The sequence below is a fragment of the Imperialibacter sp. genome, from assembly GCF_040222385.1.
In the GTDB taxonomy this organism is placed as follows: Bacteria; Bacteroidota; Bacteroidia; order Cytophagales; family Cyclobacteriaceae; genus Imperialibacter.
In genome coordinates, this window is sequence record NZ_JAVKDF010000059.1 from 32,382 (window position 1) to 45,091 (window position 12,710).

Sequence of the window (12,710 nt, forward strand, 5' to 3'; positions counted from 1 at the left end):
GCTGCAAAGGTAAAACAGGTATCCGAAATGTCTATTCCAGCAGAAACTTTGAACGGCAAGCGAGAAAAGTAAACCCACCTGCTCAAAAACAACCCTAATTTCTCATCAACTAATCCCTATATTGAAAGTTGCTAATCACCGACCTATGAAGCGTAACTTCCCGCATCCGATCATGATCATGCTTTTGTTTATCGCCGCAGCCGCTGTCATGACCTGGCTGGTGCCCGCAGGGCTGTATGACAGGGTGCCGGACGAAGCCACTGGAAGGGATGTGGTGGTACAGGGAAGTTATCATACCATAGAAAATCAACCGGTCGCTTTCTTCGACATGCTGGTGGCCATCCCCAAAGGCATTGTGAGCAGTGCCGATGTCATTGCCTTCATTCTTATTTTAGGTGGCTGCTTTTATGTGATTGAAAAAACGGGAGCCTTCAATGAAGCCCTGGGCTGGCTCGTGACCAAATTCAAGAATGCCGAAATGGCCCTGATGGTATTCGTTGGCATCGTTTTTTGCATTGGAGGCGTGCTGAACGGCCTTGCAGAAGAAGTGATAGCCATGATGCCCATCGTATTACTGCTCACCGCCAAAACCGGCTACACCAAAGAGGCCGCTGTGGCGATAAGCTTCGGAAGCGCCAATATTGGGGGATCCTTTGGCCCGTCCAATCCGTTTGTCGTGCTGATTGCCCAAAAGGTGGCTGGCGTGGAGCCATTTTCTGACAGCCTGTTCCGTATCGCTTTTACAGTCATTGCACTGGCTATCTGGATTTTCTTTGTGCTGAAGTACGGAAAATCAAAAACAGGTAGCACGATGAACTTGGCATCCCCATCTCCCAAATTGTCGCTCAGGTCTGTGGCTATCTTGTCCCTTCTGCTAGTAACCTTTGGGGTAATGATTTACGGGGCCGTAAAGCTGGAATGGGACTTTCTGCAAATGGCAGCTCCTTTCTTTGCCCTGGGAATCACTGCCGGCGTCATTGGGAAGTTAGGCTTCAACGGCACCGGCGAAGCCTACACTGCTGGCTTCAGAGACATGGTATTCGCCTGTGTAGTAGTTGGATTTGCCAGGGCCATTTTTCTGATTATGCAGGAGGGGATGATTGTCGACACTATCGTGCATGCCCTGTTCTCGCCGCTGGATGGTCTCCCACAAATGATCACAGCTATTGGCATGATGATCTCTCACGTTATCATACACATTCCTGTTCCCAGCACTTCCGGGCAGGCGATGCTTACCATGCCACTACTGGCACCCATTGCTGACCTCACCGGCATGTCACGCCAAATTGTAGTGCTTGCTTATCAATACGGTGCCAGCCTCACCGATCTTATCACCCCCACCAACGGCACACTCATGGCAGTGATTGCTGCGGCCGGCGTCGCCTACGACGACTGGTTCAGGTTTATCTGGAAGGCTCTGCTGACAATTTTTGGTGTGGCTGCTGTTGCCTTAATAATGGCCCTGCTGTTCAATATTTAGCCTGTCGGAGCTGATTTTTCAGCCCTTCCCTCACTTCGCTTCGCAACAATTATTTAACCTAGATGCAACCATTCTAAAACTTTGTCGTATATTGATATCAAATTAATATCATATTAAATCATTCTGATATGGACACTGAAAAGATTAACAAACCTACATCCGGCTATCCTATGATCGCATTATTCCTGATTTTTCTCATCGGTGGCATCCTTGGGCTGGCTGTAGCCCGCATGCCTTTGTCAGCCATTTTTGTCGTGCTGGCTATTATGATGACTCCCGGTTTCTTTTTTGTGAACCCCAACGAGTCGAGAGTGCTTACCCTGTTTGGTGAATACAAGGGTACGGTGAAGAACAATGGTTTCTTTTTTGTTAACCCACTGTATCAAAAGCAGAAGATCTCTCTGCGTGCCCGCAATTTCGACAGCGAAAGACTGAAAGTGAACGACAAGCTGGGCAACCCAGTCATGATCAGTGTGATCCTTGTTTGGAAAGTGAAAGAGACTTTCAAAGCTGCCTTTGAGGTAGATGATTATGTGAGCTTCGTGCGGGTGCAGACAGATGCGGCTGTGAGAAAGCTGGCCGGTCGCTATCCTTACGACAATTTCGACGACCATGAAGAGGAGGTTTCGCTGAGGTCAGGCCTTGAGGAAGTGAATCACAACCTCGAAAAAGAGTTAGAAGAAAGACTTGACATTGCTGGCATTGAAGTACTCGAAGCGAGAATTGGCTACCTGGCCTATGCAGAAGAAATTGCCCAGGCTATGCTAAAGCGGCAGCAAGCGACAGCTATTGTTGCTGCCAGATTCAAAATTGTGGAAGGAGCTGTGGGCATGGTGGAGGCGGCACTTGCAGAACTCTCTAAAAAACAGATCATTGACCTGGACGAAGACAAAAAGGCTGCAATGGTCAGCAACCTCATGGTGGTGCTTTGTTCCGACAAAGACACCAGTCCGGTTATCAATACAGGAACCTTAAATCATTAAACCATGGAAAAGTATAAATTCTTAAAAAAAGGTGGTTTGGAAAGCCTGGAAAAGTTTGAAAGGAAATTGAATGAAATGGTGATGACAGGCTGGAGAGTAGTCAATTTCACTAATGATCATGGAGGGATTGTGGTGTTGCTTGAAAGGATACGGTAATGACTGAGTTTAGAGAAACGCAAAGAATAGACAAAGGGCTACTTATTTTTTTGGCCCTTATGTCTATTGGTGCCATTGTCGGCCCGCTTGTTTTGACTTATCAGGAAGCTCTGAAAGCAACCGGAGGTGATGGAAATGACATTACGGTAAAATATCTACTCATCGCAACGGGGGCCTTTGTTTTCACTGCATTGGTCTTCAGTTTAGTAGCCAGCCAACGATTAGAAATTGACATCAATAAATACAGGTTTCGCTTCAGGATGCCTCCGTTCGTCAAGTGGAAGGAAATTGCTCCCGAAGAAATAGAAAGCTTTCGGGTGGAAAAAGCTAAATGGTTTCAAAAGATGAGAAAAAGCCGCATGCACTACAATCCCTTTACGAAAAAGGCGTCGTACATGATGGCAAGGAAATATTTTGTAGAATTGAAGCTTATCAACGGAAAAACCATTTTGCTGTCAACTAACATGCCTGACGAGATGCTCAATGCTTTGACAGATTTTAAGATGAACGGGAAATAATTTGTGATGGGGAAGAAAAAAGCATTTGTGATTCGAATTGACGAAGAGATGCTCAAATCTATTGAGAAGTGGGCTGCTGACGAATTTCGCAGCACCAATGGGCAGATAGAATGGATCATCAACAAAGCCCTGAAAGATTCGGGAAGAGGAAAGAAGGATTAACCTTTCTTAATATTGCTGTCGTCCTTTGCTTTCCTCCAAAATCCTGCCCTACTTGACAGCTTTCTTTCAATAATCCGGGATTGACTATTTTTGGCATATGAAAGCATTCTTTGTCCTCCTGCCCTTCGTTTTCATTAGCTTCCTGTTACCGGGCCAAATTATCCCCCTGCCCAATGCCCATGCTCACAACGACTATGAGCATGACAGACCACTCTTCGATGCACTTTCAAATGGGTTCACCAGTGTAGAAGCCGACATTTTCCTTATCAAAGATGAGCTTTATGTGACGCACAACAAGCCTGTTTCGTTGAAGAACACGAAGACCTTGACAGAACTCTACCTCCAGCCTCTCAACGATGTTGTTAAGGCCAATAATGGGCAGGTGTATCAGGGCTATAGTGGATCTTTTTACCTCATGATCGATTTCAAAAACGATCCTGAGGGCACCTACGCCAAACTCATTGAACAGTTGCAGCCTTACAAACACCTCCTTAGGACAAAAACTCAGGATGGCCCGGTAACAATCTTTATTTCCGGAGAAAGACCTATTGGCGCAATATTGAACGACCCTGAGAATCTGGTCAGCCTCGATGGCCGACCCAACGACCTTGGTCAGGGCATAAATGCCGATAAAATGCCTGTAGTAAGCACCTCCTTCAAGTCGCTTGGCTTCTGGAACGGCAATGGCGAAATTCCGTTCGACATCCGGCTTAAGATCAGGCAGCTGAGCGATGCTGCCCACAAGGAAGGGAAAAAATTAAGACTTTGGGCTACACCTGATGATCCGGCCTCATGGCAGGTGTTGATTAACAACGGTGTTGATTTGCTTAACGCCGACAATTTAACGGAACTAAAAACCTTTCTACTGTCGAGATAATGGCATCCAAATTGATAAGGCTTATTTTTGCCAGCCTCACTTTTCTTAGCCTTTCTTTCTCTCCGTTTGTGGCCACCAGCCAAACTAAGCCAACAAGCATTGGCCATGGCTACGATTTCGAGGGAAACGGAAAAGACAATACAGCCGCCACGTTGCCTTTGCTTTACACTAAGAAAGAAAGCTGGGAAGGGTTTCGGCAGGCGCTTGCGCACAGCGACTCGGCCCTGATCGTGTCTTTAAAAAACCAATACCGATACCTCTTTTTGAAGGATCCCGATCAAAAGCACAACCTCGAAAACCTGAAACCGACCAACGAAAAGCTTCGAAATACGTTGCGGGCACTTATCGAATCCATCGAAAATCCAGCGACTGCTTCCTCGTTCAGCCTGTACCAGATCAAAGGTGAGGACGGGAAAGGCAATGTGCACTTTACCGCCTACTTCACTCCGGTTCTGGAGGCCAGCCCAGTAGCCACAGAGAAATACAAATACCCGATTTACAAAAAGCCTTCGGAATCCGGCCAAAAGCCCCTTACCCGAAAGCAGATAGACGGACAGGGTGCTTTGAAAAACAAAGGCCTTGAAGTCGTCTGGACGTCCAGTCTTCTCGAAAATTACTTCCTGCAAGTGCAGGGCTCTGGTTATGCGGCCTTTCCCGACGGCTCGCTACAGTTTTTGGCTTTTAATGGGCAAAACGGACTACCCTATTCCAGCATGGGCAAATACATGATTGCACAGGGACACATTTCAGAAAGCGACATTTCGCTCCAGAGTATCAGGAATTGGTTTGAACAAAACCCCGACAGCCTTGAGACTATTCTTTACAAGAACCAGTCTTACACCTTCCTGGCGCCCGTCAAAGAAGAGCCAAAAGGTGCTTATGGCTTCCCTCTTACTCCGGAGCACTCCATAGCAGTCGACACACAGTTTATTCCGCTGGGTGCTGTTTTACTGGCCCGCTTGCCAGTGCTGGACGAAAGCGGCAGGCTGCTGAGGCATGACTTTACCATAGTCACAGCGCAGGACAAGGGCGGCGCCATCAAAGGCCCGGGTCATGTAGATGTGTACATGGGTGTGGGCGATGAAGCGCTCAAAAAAGCCAGTGCTATGCATCATTATGGCAATTTGTGGCTGATTTTAGCCGAATGAGACTACAAAAGTTTCGCCAGAGGAGCTCCCTTTCGCAACAATCCTACGCAAGAAGCAATCCTGACCTTTCCTCTTCCTACCAAACTTTTGTAGTCTTTGAAGTCAAACAAAATCACGCATCAGCCTGATCAGCTGGGCCCGGCTCTTCACATCGGTCTTTTGGTAAATCCTTGAGGTGTGGTCTTTGATTGTCTGCAACGTCACAAACAACGTATCGGCGATCTCCTGGTTGGTCTTGCCACTGTATATCTCCCTGACAATTTCGGATTCACGGGCAGTGAGAGCGAACCTGGCAATAAACGCCTCCGTTGATGGAGCCTCGATTCCTTTGGCAGCTTCATATTTGATGGTATACACGAAGTAAACGGCAATGAAAGTGTTGAGCAGGAAGAACACGAAATGACTTATGGCCTGAAGCATAACATTAACGGTGGATGTCATGTACTCAAAGCCATAAAAGGTAGCCAGGGCAAAAAGCGCCGCAGTAAGTACCAGACGATCTCTGGTCGACAAAAGGTTCGTTTTTTGAGTGAGAAAGATCGTTCCACAGAAAGTCGAAGCAACAAAGCCAAACACAGCATAGACGTTGGGCAGCGACGTGAGTATTGTCCATTCCAGCGCATAGTATTGAATGGCTGCAACGATGCTAACAATAACTGCCAGGGAGGGAATAATGACCCAATGCGTGCCTTTTACCGCCACATGCTTGCACCAGTACATTTGCTGCGCCGCACTGAAAATAATAAATGGAATGCCGAGCACAGTCAGTACCTTTGAAAAGGGTTTTACCTGTTCTGCAAAAGGCATAAAGGCAATAAACGACTCACTCCAAAGGCTGTAGAAGCCAAAGGTGTATAACAAAATCAAAAAATACTGCAGGTGCTGGAAAGCCGGTAGCGCCTTCAGTTTGGTGAACCTGAAAATCACCATAATGCCTCCCGCCGTCAGCGCCAGGCAAAAAATAAAGCTTATCCAGAATACCAGTCCTTCTACAGTCATTAAATAATTCGTCGGTTACTTTGGCTAAAGTATACTCCACTACCAAAGTAGCTTCAATACTAAAGTAGTGAAAGTAAAAACACTACTTTGGTAGTTAAAGGATGGCGGGCACTCCTCCTAAATTTGAGTCATCAACAAAATTATATCTCAATGTCAAACTCAAATGATTTTACAACAACAACTCCCGGCGTAGGAAAGGCTTTGTCCTCAGGCTGGGAAACGATGAAGGCCAACTTCCTTTATTTCTTTCTTATCATCATTCTGCTCAGCTTGCTGGATGGATTGATGGAACTCTTTGGCCGTGGCCTTACCGGCGAAGGCAATTTCGTCAAATCGGTTTTCAGTCTCGACTTCGAACGAGGCCTAACCCCAGGCATCATATTCGCTGAGTTTCTTGCTGCCGCTCATTTCCTCCTGGTCATGCCGGTATTTGACTATGGCGCTGACCTGATTTTCGTGCAGGGAGTAAGGCGACAAAAACTGGACTTTAAGGATTTCATTAATGGTGTTAATAATTACCTGACCATAATTCTTAATCACCTGCTGATAGTGGGACTAGTGGGCATGGCGTTGGTGGCTTTTATTATACCCGGCATTATCGTCGGCTGCAGATTGGCCTTCTCCTCCTACCTGGTGATGGACAAAGGACTTGACCCCATCAGCGCCGTAGAAACCAGCTGGAAGCTGACCAGGGGCCATGGCTGGAAGATCTTTGGTCTGGGCTTTCTGTCCATCTTTATTTTCATCCTCGGATTTATCTGCTTCTTCGTTGGCGTATTCCCCGCTGTGATGTGGATCAAAGCGTCGTTTGCTTCATTGTATCAATCGGTGCTGGATGAAAAGGGTGAAGATTTCTTTCCGCCGAGTGAAGAGGCAGTTTGATCACTCCCTTTAAATGAGAGACAAAGCCTAACAAAAAAGCCCTTGCTGCGTGGCGAGGGCTTTTTTGTTAGTGACAGCTGCTAAAGATATTATGCCAGCGTTTGATACTCGTTGCCAGGAGCAAACTAGCTTGATAGTTTCAAGCAACCACATTTTCCTGGTGAACAGAAGACAGCATGGCAGTTTTTAAAAAACCACGCAAGCTAAGATCCTCATCGAGAGCCGGCCAATGAACTCCAGTTCTGCTTATTTCATATTGCTCTAGTTGTTCCAGAGTCGCACCCTTCAGAAGTCGAAACTTGCTAATTGACTCCTTGAGCACTTTCTTATTGTTCAAAACCACCAGCATTAAGTCCAAATCAAGGTCAAAGAACAGCTTTTGTATTCTAAGGCCTTCCTGAAAAATCATGCTGTCTATTGGATCAAACTTCTTTTTACTTGTTTGAGAAGTACTCATACCATTTTCTAATAAAGTTATCTCTATTTGTTGAAACAATTTTCTTGATCTGTGCTCGCTCTTGAGCTTTGAAACCTTCAAGGTATTCTTCATTGATTTCCGGTTCCAGCCAAATCTTCCCATCCGCCTTACCCTTGCTTATATGAACGTGACACGGCTCATCTCCATCACCAGAATAGAAGAAAAACTTGAACCCATCCTGATCTAGGATTTTCGGCATATAACAAAGTTAGCAGTTATATCGAATGATGGTTACATTTTTAACTTAAGTAGTATTCTGATTTTGCCACCGCTCAATATAGTTCTTCAGGCCAAAGGAAGCTATATTGTGTGTTACCAATAGAAATTGGAGCGGCTAAGCCGTGGAAGTAGGAAGCCCCTGGCGGCTAGCCCTATTGGCGCCAGGACGCTTTGTGTTAATGGCTAACGGTACGAGCCACAGGCATCGCACCAGCGTTCGCTGCTATTGTTGAACTTTGCTGCTCGGACTAACGGGGGCTGCTTCCAGCCGGGCTCACCCATGGAAATTGGAAGCTACAAGCTTCAAAAAAAAGGCCACAAGCCTGAGCAGCCCGGTTCGCTATCGCTAAGCTTGTGGCAGGGGGAATTCATTGATTTTTTTGTAAAAAACACCTAAATTATCTACCTAATAAATCAACTATTTATCAACAGACGATACCAAATGGGTTAAAAAAGTTAGCCATGAGGAGAACACTGAAAATCACTGGGGTCGCAATTGCTTTGTCTCTGAGCATATTTGGCTTCCACTTTGCCAACAACGTTCCTGGTTCAGGCAATGACGAAATACAAATCATTGAAATTATGAGTCGATATCTAGTTTCAAAGAGCTGGTCAATAACCCAAATTTCAAGGGGAAAGTACTTTATGTAGATATTTGGGGTGTGTATTGCAAGCCCTGCATTGAGGAATTCAACCACATTCAGGCGTTGAAAGACAACTTCAAAAACAAGCACGTCGAATTTATTTATCTGGCTTCACCCTACAAGCGCTCCAATGATCTGGCTAAGTGGAAATCAGGGATGAAGAAATACAACTTGACTGGACACAATATGTTAATGTCACTTGACTTCTACAATGGTATTTGGGAGGAGATTCCCGAAATGAAAGAACCTTTCCTTATCCCTCACTATCTAATTGTCAATAAGGATGGGCAAATAGCGAACCCCAATGCACCCAGGCCTAGCAGCAAAAAAACACTTTACGATGAAATAGCTGCGCTGCTTTGAAATGAAAAAGGGGAAATCTGAGCACACTACTCCAGACGGGTAGCCTCACCAATTAGACAAGGGCTATTTGTGTTTATTGCTGTTGGTACGAGCCGACCAGGAGGGGCGCAGTCTCGCACCAGCACTCGCTGCCTGGACTAACGGGGTGGCAGCATTACCATTCGGATCAGGAGGCCATTGGGACAGATACGCTACTGAGTTCTTCTTTCAAAAAGCCCTTCAGGCTAAGATCCTCATCCACATCAGGCCAGTGAACTCCGACACCTTTACTTATCAAGCTATAATTAGCTAGCTGTTCAGCCGTAGCATTTTTAAGTTTTTCAATGCCTGAGATATTACGGGTAAGAACTTTCTTATTGTTAAGGACTATCAGCATCAAATCCAACTCTTTGTGGAAATGTAAACCGATAATACGGAGACCTCCTTCAAAAATGATGCTCTCCAGAGTGTCACAATTATTGTTGAAAGAACTCATGCCATTTCTGTTTTTAATAGATCATAATTTGACTCCGCTATTCTCATTACCTCTTTCTTCTCTTGAGGCTTAAAGTAATGAAAATATTTTGCTTCCAATTCGGGTTCAAGCCATATTTTGGCATTCCCATCTCCTTTTTCAACATGCACATGCGCCGGTTCGTTCTTGTCACCCGCATAAAAATAGAACCTAAACCCGTTTACTAATAATGCAGTCGGCATTTTGTAAAGTTAATCTTATAATTCTAATGGGTGATATTTATAAATCAACTCTATACACCCTTCCAAATCACTCTGTAGATAGCCTACACCCTTTTAGTAGAAGTAGACCTGGGCTTCTATGTGAAGAAGGAAGAGAAGGTACGGCTGGCACGTACTAAGATTTGGGGCCATTTTTCCCTTTGAATATGGAACAGCTACATTTATCTGATGGATTGACTATATCTTTAGCTTTGTAGGGTTTTGTCTGGTGTCAAAAACAGCGGCTATTAATATTGCATTGTCTTCTGCGTAGACCTTGTAAACGATTTTGTAGTTGCCCTCAACCAGATACCTGAACTTTCTGTTAGCAACCATTGGATTGTCTTCTACTTGTCCCATTTCAGGATACTTGACAAGTAACCGTGGCTTATTGATGACCTTGCTTTTTATCGACTTCGCCACTTTTATACCTGCCACCTCTTTGTAGTAGGCGTAAATTTCTTTGATGTTAGCTTTCGCTAAATCAGACCATACAATTCGCATAAGGAAAGATTACCAGTTTTCAGATTCCTTTTCCAGGTCTTCCTGGGAAGTGACCCTTCCATTTTTGTAATCTTCTTCTGCCTGATCCAATAATGATTTGTATTGATGCGAGGTCATTGGCTTCATCCTGGCCTCGTAAGCTTCGGCCATGGCCTTCTTTTTGAGGATGTCCACTTGCTCTAATAAGGCTTTATCTTCTATCCTGGCCAGCCATTCTATCAATTCAACTTTCTTTACTGCTATGTTCATCGGCATCATCTTTTCATACTTTAAAGGTAACGATTTAATTCTTTGTTTGATTTCCCACAACGGATGAAATGGATTGATGCCCTCTTTCAGTCCTTCCATATAAGCAAAGCCTAACCAAATCACCCTTTTTGTAGAAGTAGACCTGGGCTTCTATGTGAAAAAAGAAGAGAAGGTACGCCTGGCTCGCATAAACGCCCCCGAGCTGACAGCCGATGTGCCTTACCAACTCAGGCTGGCCAAGAGTGCCCGTGCCAAGGCCAAAAAGTTCTGCCCCGAAGGCTCACTGGTAGTTTTACAAACACAGAAGGAAAGACGGGATAGGTATGCTCGCTACCTGGCTGAAGTGGTGCACGAGGGCGAGAACCTTTCTGACTACCTGCTGGAGATTGGAGCCGCCAAGCCGTGGAAGTGAAAGAGCCCTCACCATGAGGCAAGGGCTTTCTTTATGGCTGATGATACGATACGAGTCAAAGACTCGCACCAGCGTTCACTGCTAGTGGCTGTCTTAGCTGCTCGGACTAGCGGGGGCTCTTTGTGTTGGTAGTTTGCGGTATTTAATTATTTCATTGCCTAGCTTAGTTGCTCGGACTATCTAAAGGCATGATGGTGAAAACCTCTCCGATTACCTGCTGGAAATTGGAGCCGCTAAGCCGTGGAAGTAGAAGAGCCCTCACATTGCTGCAAGGGCTCTTTGTAATTGTGGCTATTGGTACGAGACTCCATCCCGGTTCAAACTCGCACCAGCATTCGCTGCTATTGTCTGGCTTCACTGCTCGGACTCGGGGGGTGGCTTTCTTATCATGTGCCACTACCTTTACAATCTTCTGCTTCGGTCTCGTACTCCTTCAGTAAATTCAATTCTTTCCTAATCATCATATTCCATTCCTCCTGAAGTATGTCTATAGCACCATTATGAGTGCCTACATCATATAGCCTTTGCTTCCTCCTTCGTTCAGTAAATTCACTATTTATAAGATCAACATATTTGGTAGCGTCTTTAACTTTTTGCCTACGCAAACTGTCGATTCCCTTTCGAATTCTTCTTGCATACAGTTCTGAGATATCAAAGTGAAGCTGTTCATGCAATAACAATAATGCGCTTGTATCACGGAACCAGGAGACCTGTCTCTGAAAAAAGTGCGATATGCGGTAATTTGGTAACCCGGCATCTTCAAAATAAAAAGTTTGTATTGAAGCCGAAGTGCCCGCTAGCATGTCTTTAAAAACTGCAGAAGTATCTGGCCTTCCCTCAAAATCACTCCATGTCAGCTTCACCTCTTCCGACCAACATATTACAGTTGGATTTAAATTTTGGTCAAATACTTCGGCGGAAGGCAAAGGAGTAAAGCCTAAAAAGCCAAGAAAAATCAGTCGAAAGTACATCACTAGTTTATTTCCTTCTAAATACAAGTTTTATTTCACCACCTCCTTCAGGAACGCTCGGCCTATACATAAACACTACCTGTCTGGAGTCAACTCCCATATCGAGCAATGCTTTTTGTATTGCCAGCCCCCGATTCCACATAAGTTGGTTGCCGGTTATTTCGGGATGGACTGTTTTAAGATTATCTCCTAACTGATCCTCGGTAAGGTTCGTCAATATCTGTATGGTAACTGCTAAACGTTGATTTGCTTTCAGTTCTTCTGCAATAGGAGTTAAGAACTCATTAGTCCGGATCCTATTTCTAATAGAAAAATCATTACCACCAAACGGCACATGATCGAATCGAATTTCAGTACCTGGTAGAATCGAATCATCGCTTGGCTGCGGGCCATTCACAGGAGTGAAAGTTGCCACAAGGTTCGGTTTCCCAGAACCCAGGTCGTCAGGAACTAAGGAATTTAGGTGTGGAAATTCCGGAGGTCCGCCTTCAGTAACTGGAGGTGTAGGCTTTTGCTCCGATTTCCGACCACCAATGGAGGCTCCTACTATAGCAGGGCGTTTGTTTCCCGCAGTACTACGACCATTAAAACCTCGAACTTCGGCATGTTGATTTCCTCTTCCTGTCGCATTGTAAACAACCTGCTTCACATTTGCTGCAAAGCGGAGTAGCCACATGGGGGCCAAACCGTATGGATCAGCAAAGCTTATCGGGTTATTAAATCCAAAATTGTAGGGGTTTATACCAGGAAAGAAGTCCGCCAACGGATCTATTTGCATAAACCTTCCTAAAGTCGGATCATAACCCCTGAAAAGCGTTTCATAGTTCCCGGTGGTTTCGTTCTGCTCCACACCGTTGAACAAATATTGATTCTTAAGCCCACTCTGATACGAGTTAAAAGCGAGGCCAAAAGGGTAATAATCATCCAACAATCTCTTGGTCGGCAACTGTT

Annotated in this window: 19 protein-coding genes; 10 read left to right on the forward strand and 9 right to left on the reverse strand. The window is 45.2% G+C overall.

The features are described from left to right. Nucleotides 1–145 precede the first annotated feature (145 nt). From RIG68_RS27610 to mltA, 7 genes are all read left to right on the forward strand, one after another. Complete coding sequence (locus RIG68_RS27610) at nt 146–1,480, forward strand: YfcC family protein (RefSeq protein ID WP_350130108.1); 1,335 nt, start codon at nt 146–148, stop codon at nt 1,478–1,480. 128 nt (nt 1,481–1,608) lie between these two features. Beyond that, nucleotides 1,609–2,463: an SPFH domain-containing protein gene (locus RIG68_RS27615; protein ID WP_350077360.1), complete on the forward strand. Its 855-nt coding sequence runs from the start codon at nt 1,609–1,611 to the stop codon at nt 2,461–2,463. A 3-nt stretch (nt 2,464–2,466) separates the two neighbouring features. After that, nucleotides 2,467–2,619: a hypothetical protein gene (locus RIG68_RS27620; RefSeq protein WP_350077358.1), complete on the forward strand. Its 153-nt coding sequence runs from the start codon at nt 2,467–2,469 to the stop codon at nt 2,617–2,619. After that, nucleotides 2,619–3,137 carry a hypothetical protein gene (locus RIG68_RS27625; RefSeq protein ID WP_350130110.1) on the forward strand — a complete coding sequence of 173 codons (519 nt, stop codon included), beginning with the start codon at nt 2,619–2,621 and terminating at the stop codon, nt 3,135–3,137. The genes RIG68_RS27620 and RIG68_RS27625 overlap by 1 nt, the downstream gene beginning before the upstream one ends. A gap of 6 nt (nt 3,138–3,143) precedes the next feature. Continuing rightward, a complete protein-coding gene (locus RIG68_RS27630) occupies nt 3,144–3,299 on the forward strand; it encodes a type II toxin-antitoxin system antitoxin (protein ID WP_151997859.1) in 156 nt (51 codons plus the stop codon). A 97-nt stretch (nt 3,300–3,396) separates the two neighbouring features. Continuing rightward, nucleotides 3,397–4,176 carry a phosphatidylinositol-specific phospholipase C/glycerophosphodiester phosphodiesterase family protein gene (locus RIG68_RS27635; protein WP_350130112.1) on the forward strand — a complete coding sequence of 260 codons (780 nt, stop codon included), beginning with the start codon at nt 3,397–3,399 and terminating at the stop codon, nt 4,174–4,176. Further along, a complete protein-coding gene (mltA, locus tag RIG68_RS27640) occupies nt 4,176–5,324 on the forward strand; it encodes a murein transglycosylase A (RefSeq protein WP_350130114.1) in 1,149 nt (382 codons plus the stop codon). The genes RIG68_RS27635 and mltA overlap by 1 nt, the downstream gene beginning before the upstream one ends. A gap of 102 nt (nt 5,325–5,426) precedes the next feature. Here the strand turns inward: mltA and RIG68_RS27645 are convergent, their stop codons facing one another. Next, nucleotides 5,427–6,323: a response regulator transcription factor gene (locus RIG68_RS27645; protein WP_350130116.1), complete on the reverse strand. Its 897-nt coding sequence runs from the start codon at nt 6,321–6,323 to the stop codon at nt 5,427–5,429. A 150-nt stretch (nt 6,324–6,473) separates the two neighbouring features. Between RIG68_RS27645 and RIG68_RS27650 the strand changes: the two genes are divergently transcribed. Beyond that, the gene (locus tag RIG68_RS27650) at nt 6,474–7,205 is read left to right on the forward strand and encodes a hypothetical protein (protein ID WP_350130118.1); all 732 of its coding nucleotides are present in this window, start codon (nt 6,474–6,476) and stop codon (nt 7,203–7,205) included. A 139-nt stretch (nt 7,206–7,344) separates the two neighbouring features. Here RIG68_RS27650 and RIG68_RS27655 read toward each other — a convergent pair whose 3' ends face one another. After that, nucleotides 7,345–7,755: a DUF2442 domain-containing protein gene (locus RIG68_RS27655; RefSeq protein WP_350130120.1), complete on the reverse strand. Its 411-nt coding sequence runs from the start codon at nt 7,753–7,755 to the stop codon at nt 7,345–7,347. Beyond that, complete coding sequence (locus RIG68_RS27660) at nt 7,640–7,882, reverse strand: DUF4160 domain-containing protein (RefSeq protein ID WP_350130122.1); 243 nt, start codon at nt 7,880–7,882, stop codon at nt 7,640–7,642. The genes RIG68_RS27655 and RIG68_RS27660 overlap by 116 nt, the downstream gene beginning before the upstream one ends. Before the next feature lie 628 nt (nt 7,883–8,510). Here RIG68_RS27660 and RIG68_RS27665 point away from each other — a divergent pair. Beyond that, entirely contained in the window at nt 8,511–8,909 is a 399-nt protein-coding gene (locus RIG68_RS27665) for a TlpA family protein disulfide reductase (RefSeq protein ID WP_350130335.1), read from the forward strand. 166 nt (nt 8,910–9,075) lie between these two features. Here RIG68_RS27665 and RIG68_RS27670 read toward each other — a convergent pair whose 3' ends face one another. The 4 genes from RIG68_RS27670 to RIG68_RS27685 all read right to left on the reverse strand — a co-directional run bounded on the left by RIG68_RS27670 (nt 9,076) and on the right by RIG68_RS27685 (nt 10,475). Then, complete coding sequence (locus tag RIG68_RS27670; RefSeq protein ID WP_350130123.1) at nt 9,076–9,384, reverse strand: DUF2442 domain-containing protein; 309 nt, start codon at nt 9,382–9,384, stop codon at nt 9,076–9,078. Beyond that, nucleotides 9,381–9,605 carry a DUF4160 domain-containing protein gene (locus RIG68_RS27675; protein ID WP_350130125.1) on the reverse strand — a complete coding sequence of 75 codons (225 nt, stop codon included), beginning with the start codon at nt 9,603–9,605 and terminating at the stop codon, nt 9,381–9,383. Before RIG68_RS27675 ends, RIG68_RS27670 begins: the two co-directional genes overlap by 4 nt. Nucleotides 9,606–9,821: 216 nt before the next feature. Beyond that, nucleotides 9,822–10,127, reverse strand: a complete 306-nt coding sequence (locus RIG68_RS27680) for a type II toxin-antitoxin system RelE/ParE family toxin (protein WP_350130127.1) — start codon at nt 10,125–10,127, stop codon at nt 9,822–9,824. Between the two features lie 9 nt (nt 10,128–10,136). Next, nucleotides 10,137–10,475, reverse strand: a complete 339-nt coding sequence (locus tag RIG68_RS27685; RefSeq protein WP_350130129.1) for a hypothetical protein — start codon at nt 10,473–10,475, stop codon at nt 10,137–10,139. 55 nt (nt 10,476–10,530) lie between these two features. Here RIG68_RS27685 and RIG68_RS27690 point away from each other — a divergent pair, with 55 nt between their 5' ends. Next, a complete protein-coding gene (locus tag RIG68_RS27690) occupies nt 10,531–10,788 on the forward strand; it encodes a thermonuclease family protein (protein ID WP_350130131.1) in 258 nt (85 codons plus the stop codon). A 386-nt stretch (nt 10,789–11,174) separates the two neighbouring features. Here the strand turns inward: RIG68_RS27690 and RIG68_RS27695 are convergent, their stop codons facing one another. Continuing rightward, complete coding sequence (locus RIG68_RS27695; protein WP_350130133.1) at nt 11,175–11,786, reverse strand: DUF922 domain-containing protein; 612 nt, start codon at nt 11,784–11,786, stop codon at nt 11,175–11,177. Beyond that, nucleotides 11,767–12,705 carry an RHS repeat domain-containing protein gene (locus RIG68_RS27700; RefSeq protein ID WP_350130135.1) on the reverse strand — a complete coding sequence of 313 codons (939 nt, stop codon included), beginning with the start codon at nt 12,703–12,705 and terminating at the stop codon, nt 11,767–11,769. The genes RIG68_RS27695 and RIG68_RS27700 overlap by 20 nt, the downstream gene beginning before the upstream one ends. Between the last annotated feature and the right edge of the window lie 5 nt (nt 12,706–12,710).

Coding starts and splice junctions, on each gene's coding strand:
- RIG68_RS27685 (WP_350130129.1), bottom strand. CDS start 10,475: ATGGAAGGACTGAAAGAGGGCATCAATCCATTTCATCCGTTGTGGGAA.
- RIG68_RS27670 (WP_350130123.1), bottom strand. CDS start 9,384: ATGAGTTCTTTCAACAATAATTGTGACACTCTGGAGAGCATCATTTTT.
- mltA (WP_350130114.1), top strand. CDS start 4,176: ATGGCATCCAAATTGATAAGGCTTATTTTTGCCAGCCTCACTTTTCTT.
- RIG68_RS27615 (WP_350077360.1), top strand. CDS start 1,609: ATGGACACTGAAAAGATTAACAAACCTACATCCGGCTATCCTATGATC.
- RIG68_RS27630 (WP_151997859.1), top strand. CDS start 3,144: ATGGGGAAGAAAAAAGCATTTGTGATTCGAATTGACGAAGAGATGCTC.
- RIG68_RS27635 (WP_350130112.1), top strand. CDS start 3,397: ATGAAAGCATTCTTTGTCCTCCTGCCCTTCGTTTTCATTAGCTTCCTG.
- RIG68_RS27625 (WP_350130110.1), top strand. CDS start 2,619: ATGACTGAGTTTAGAGAAACGCAAAGAATAGACAAAGGGCTACTTATT.
- RIG68_RS27680 (WP_350130127.1), bottom strand. CDS start 10,127: ATGCGAATTGTATGGTCTGATTTAGCGAAAGCTAACATCAAAGAAATT.
- RIG68_RS27645 (WP_350130116.1), bottom strand. CDS start 6,323: ATGACTGTAGAAGGACTGGTATTCTGGATAAGCTTTATTTTTTGCCTG.
- RIG68_RS27675 (WP_350130125.1), bottom strand. CDS start 9,605: ATGCCGACTGCATTATTAGTAAACGGGTTTAGGTTCTATTTTTATGCG.
- RIG68_RS27620 (WP_350077358.1), top strand. CDS start 2,467: ATGGAAAAGTATAAATTCTTAAAAAAAGGTGGTTTGGAAAGCCTGGAA.
- RIG68_RS27660 (WP_350130122.1), bottom strand. CDS start 7,882: ATGCCGAAAATCCTAGATCAGGATGGGTTCAAGTTTTTCTTCTATTCT.
- RIG68_RS27650 (WP_350130118.1), top strand. CDS start 6,474: ATGTCAAACTCAAATGATTTTACAACAACAACTCCCGGCGTAGGAAAG.
- RIG68_RS27655 (WP_350130120.1), bottom strand. CDS start 7,755: ATGAAGAATACCTTGAAGGTTTCAAAGCTCAAGAGCGAGCACAGATCA.
- RIG68_RS27610 (WP_350130108.1), top strand. CDS start 146: ATGAAGCGTAACTTCCCGCATCCGATCATGATCATGCTTTTGTTTATC.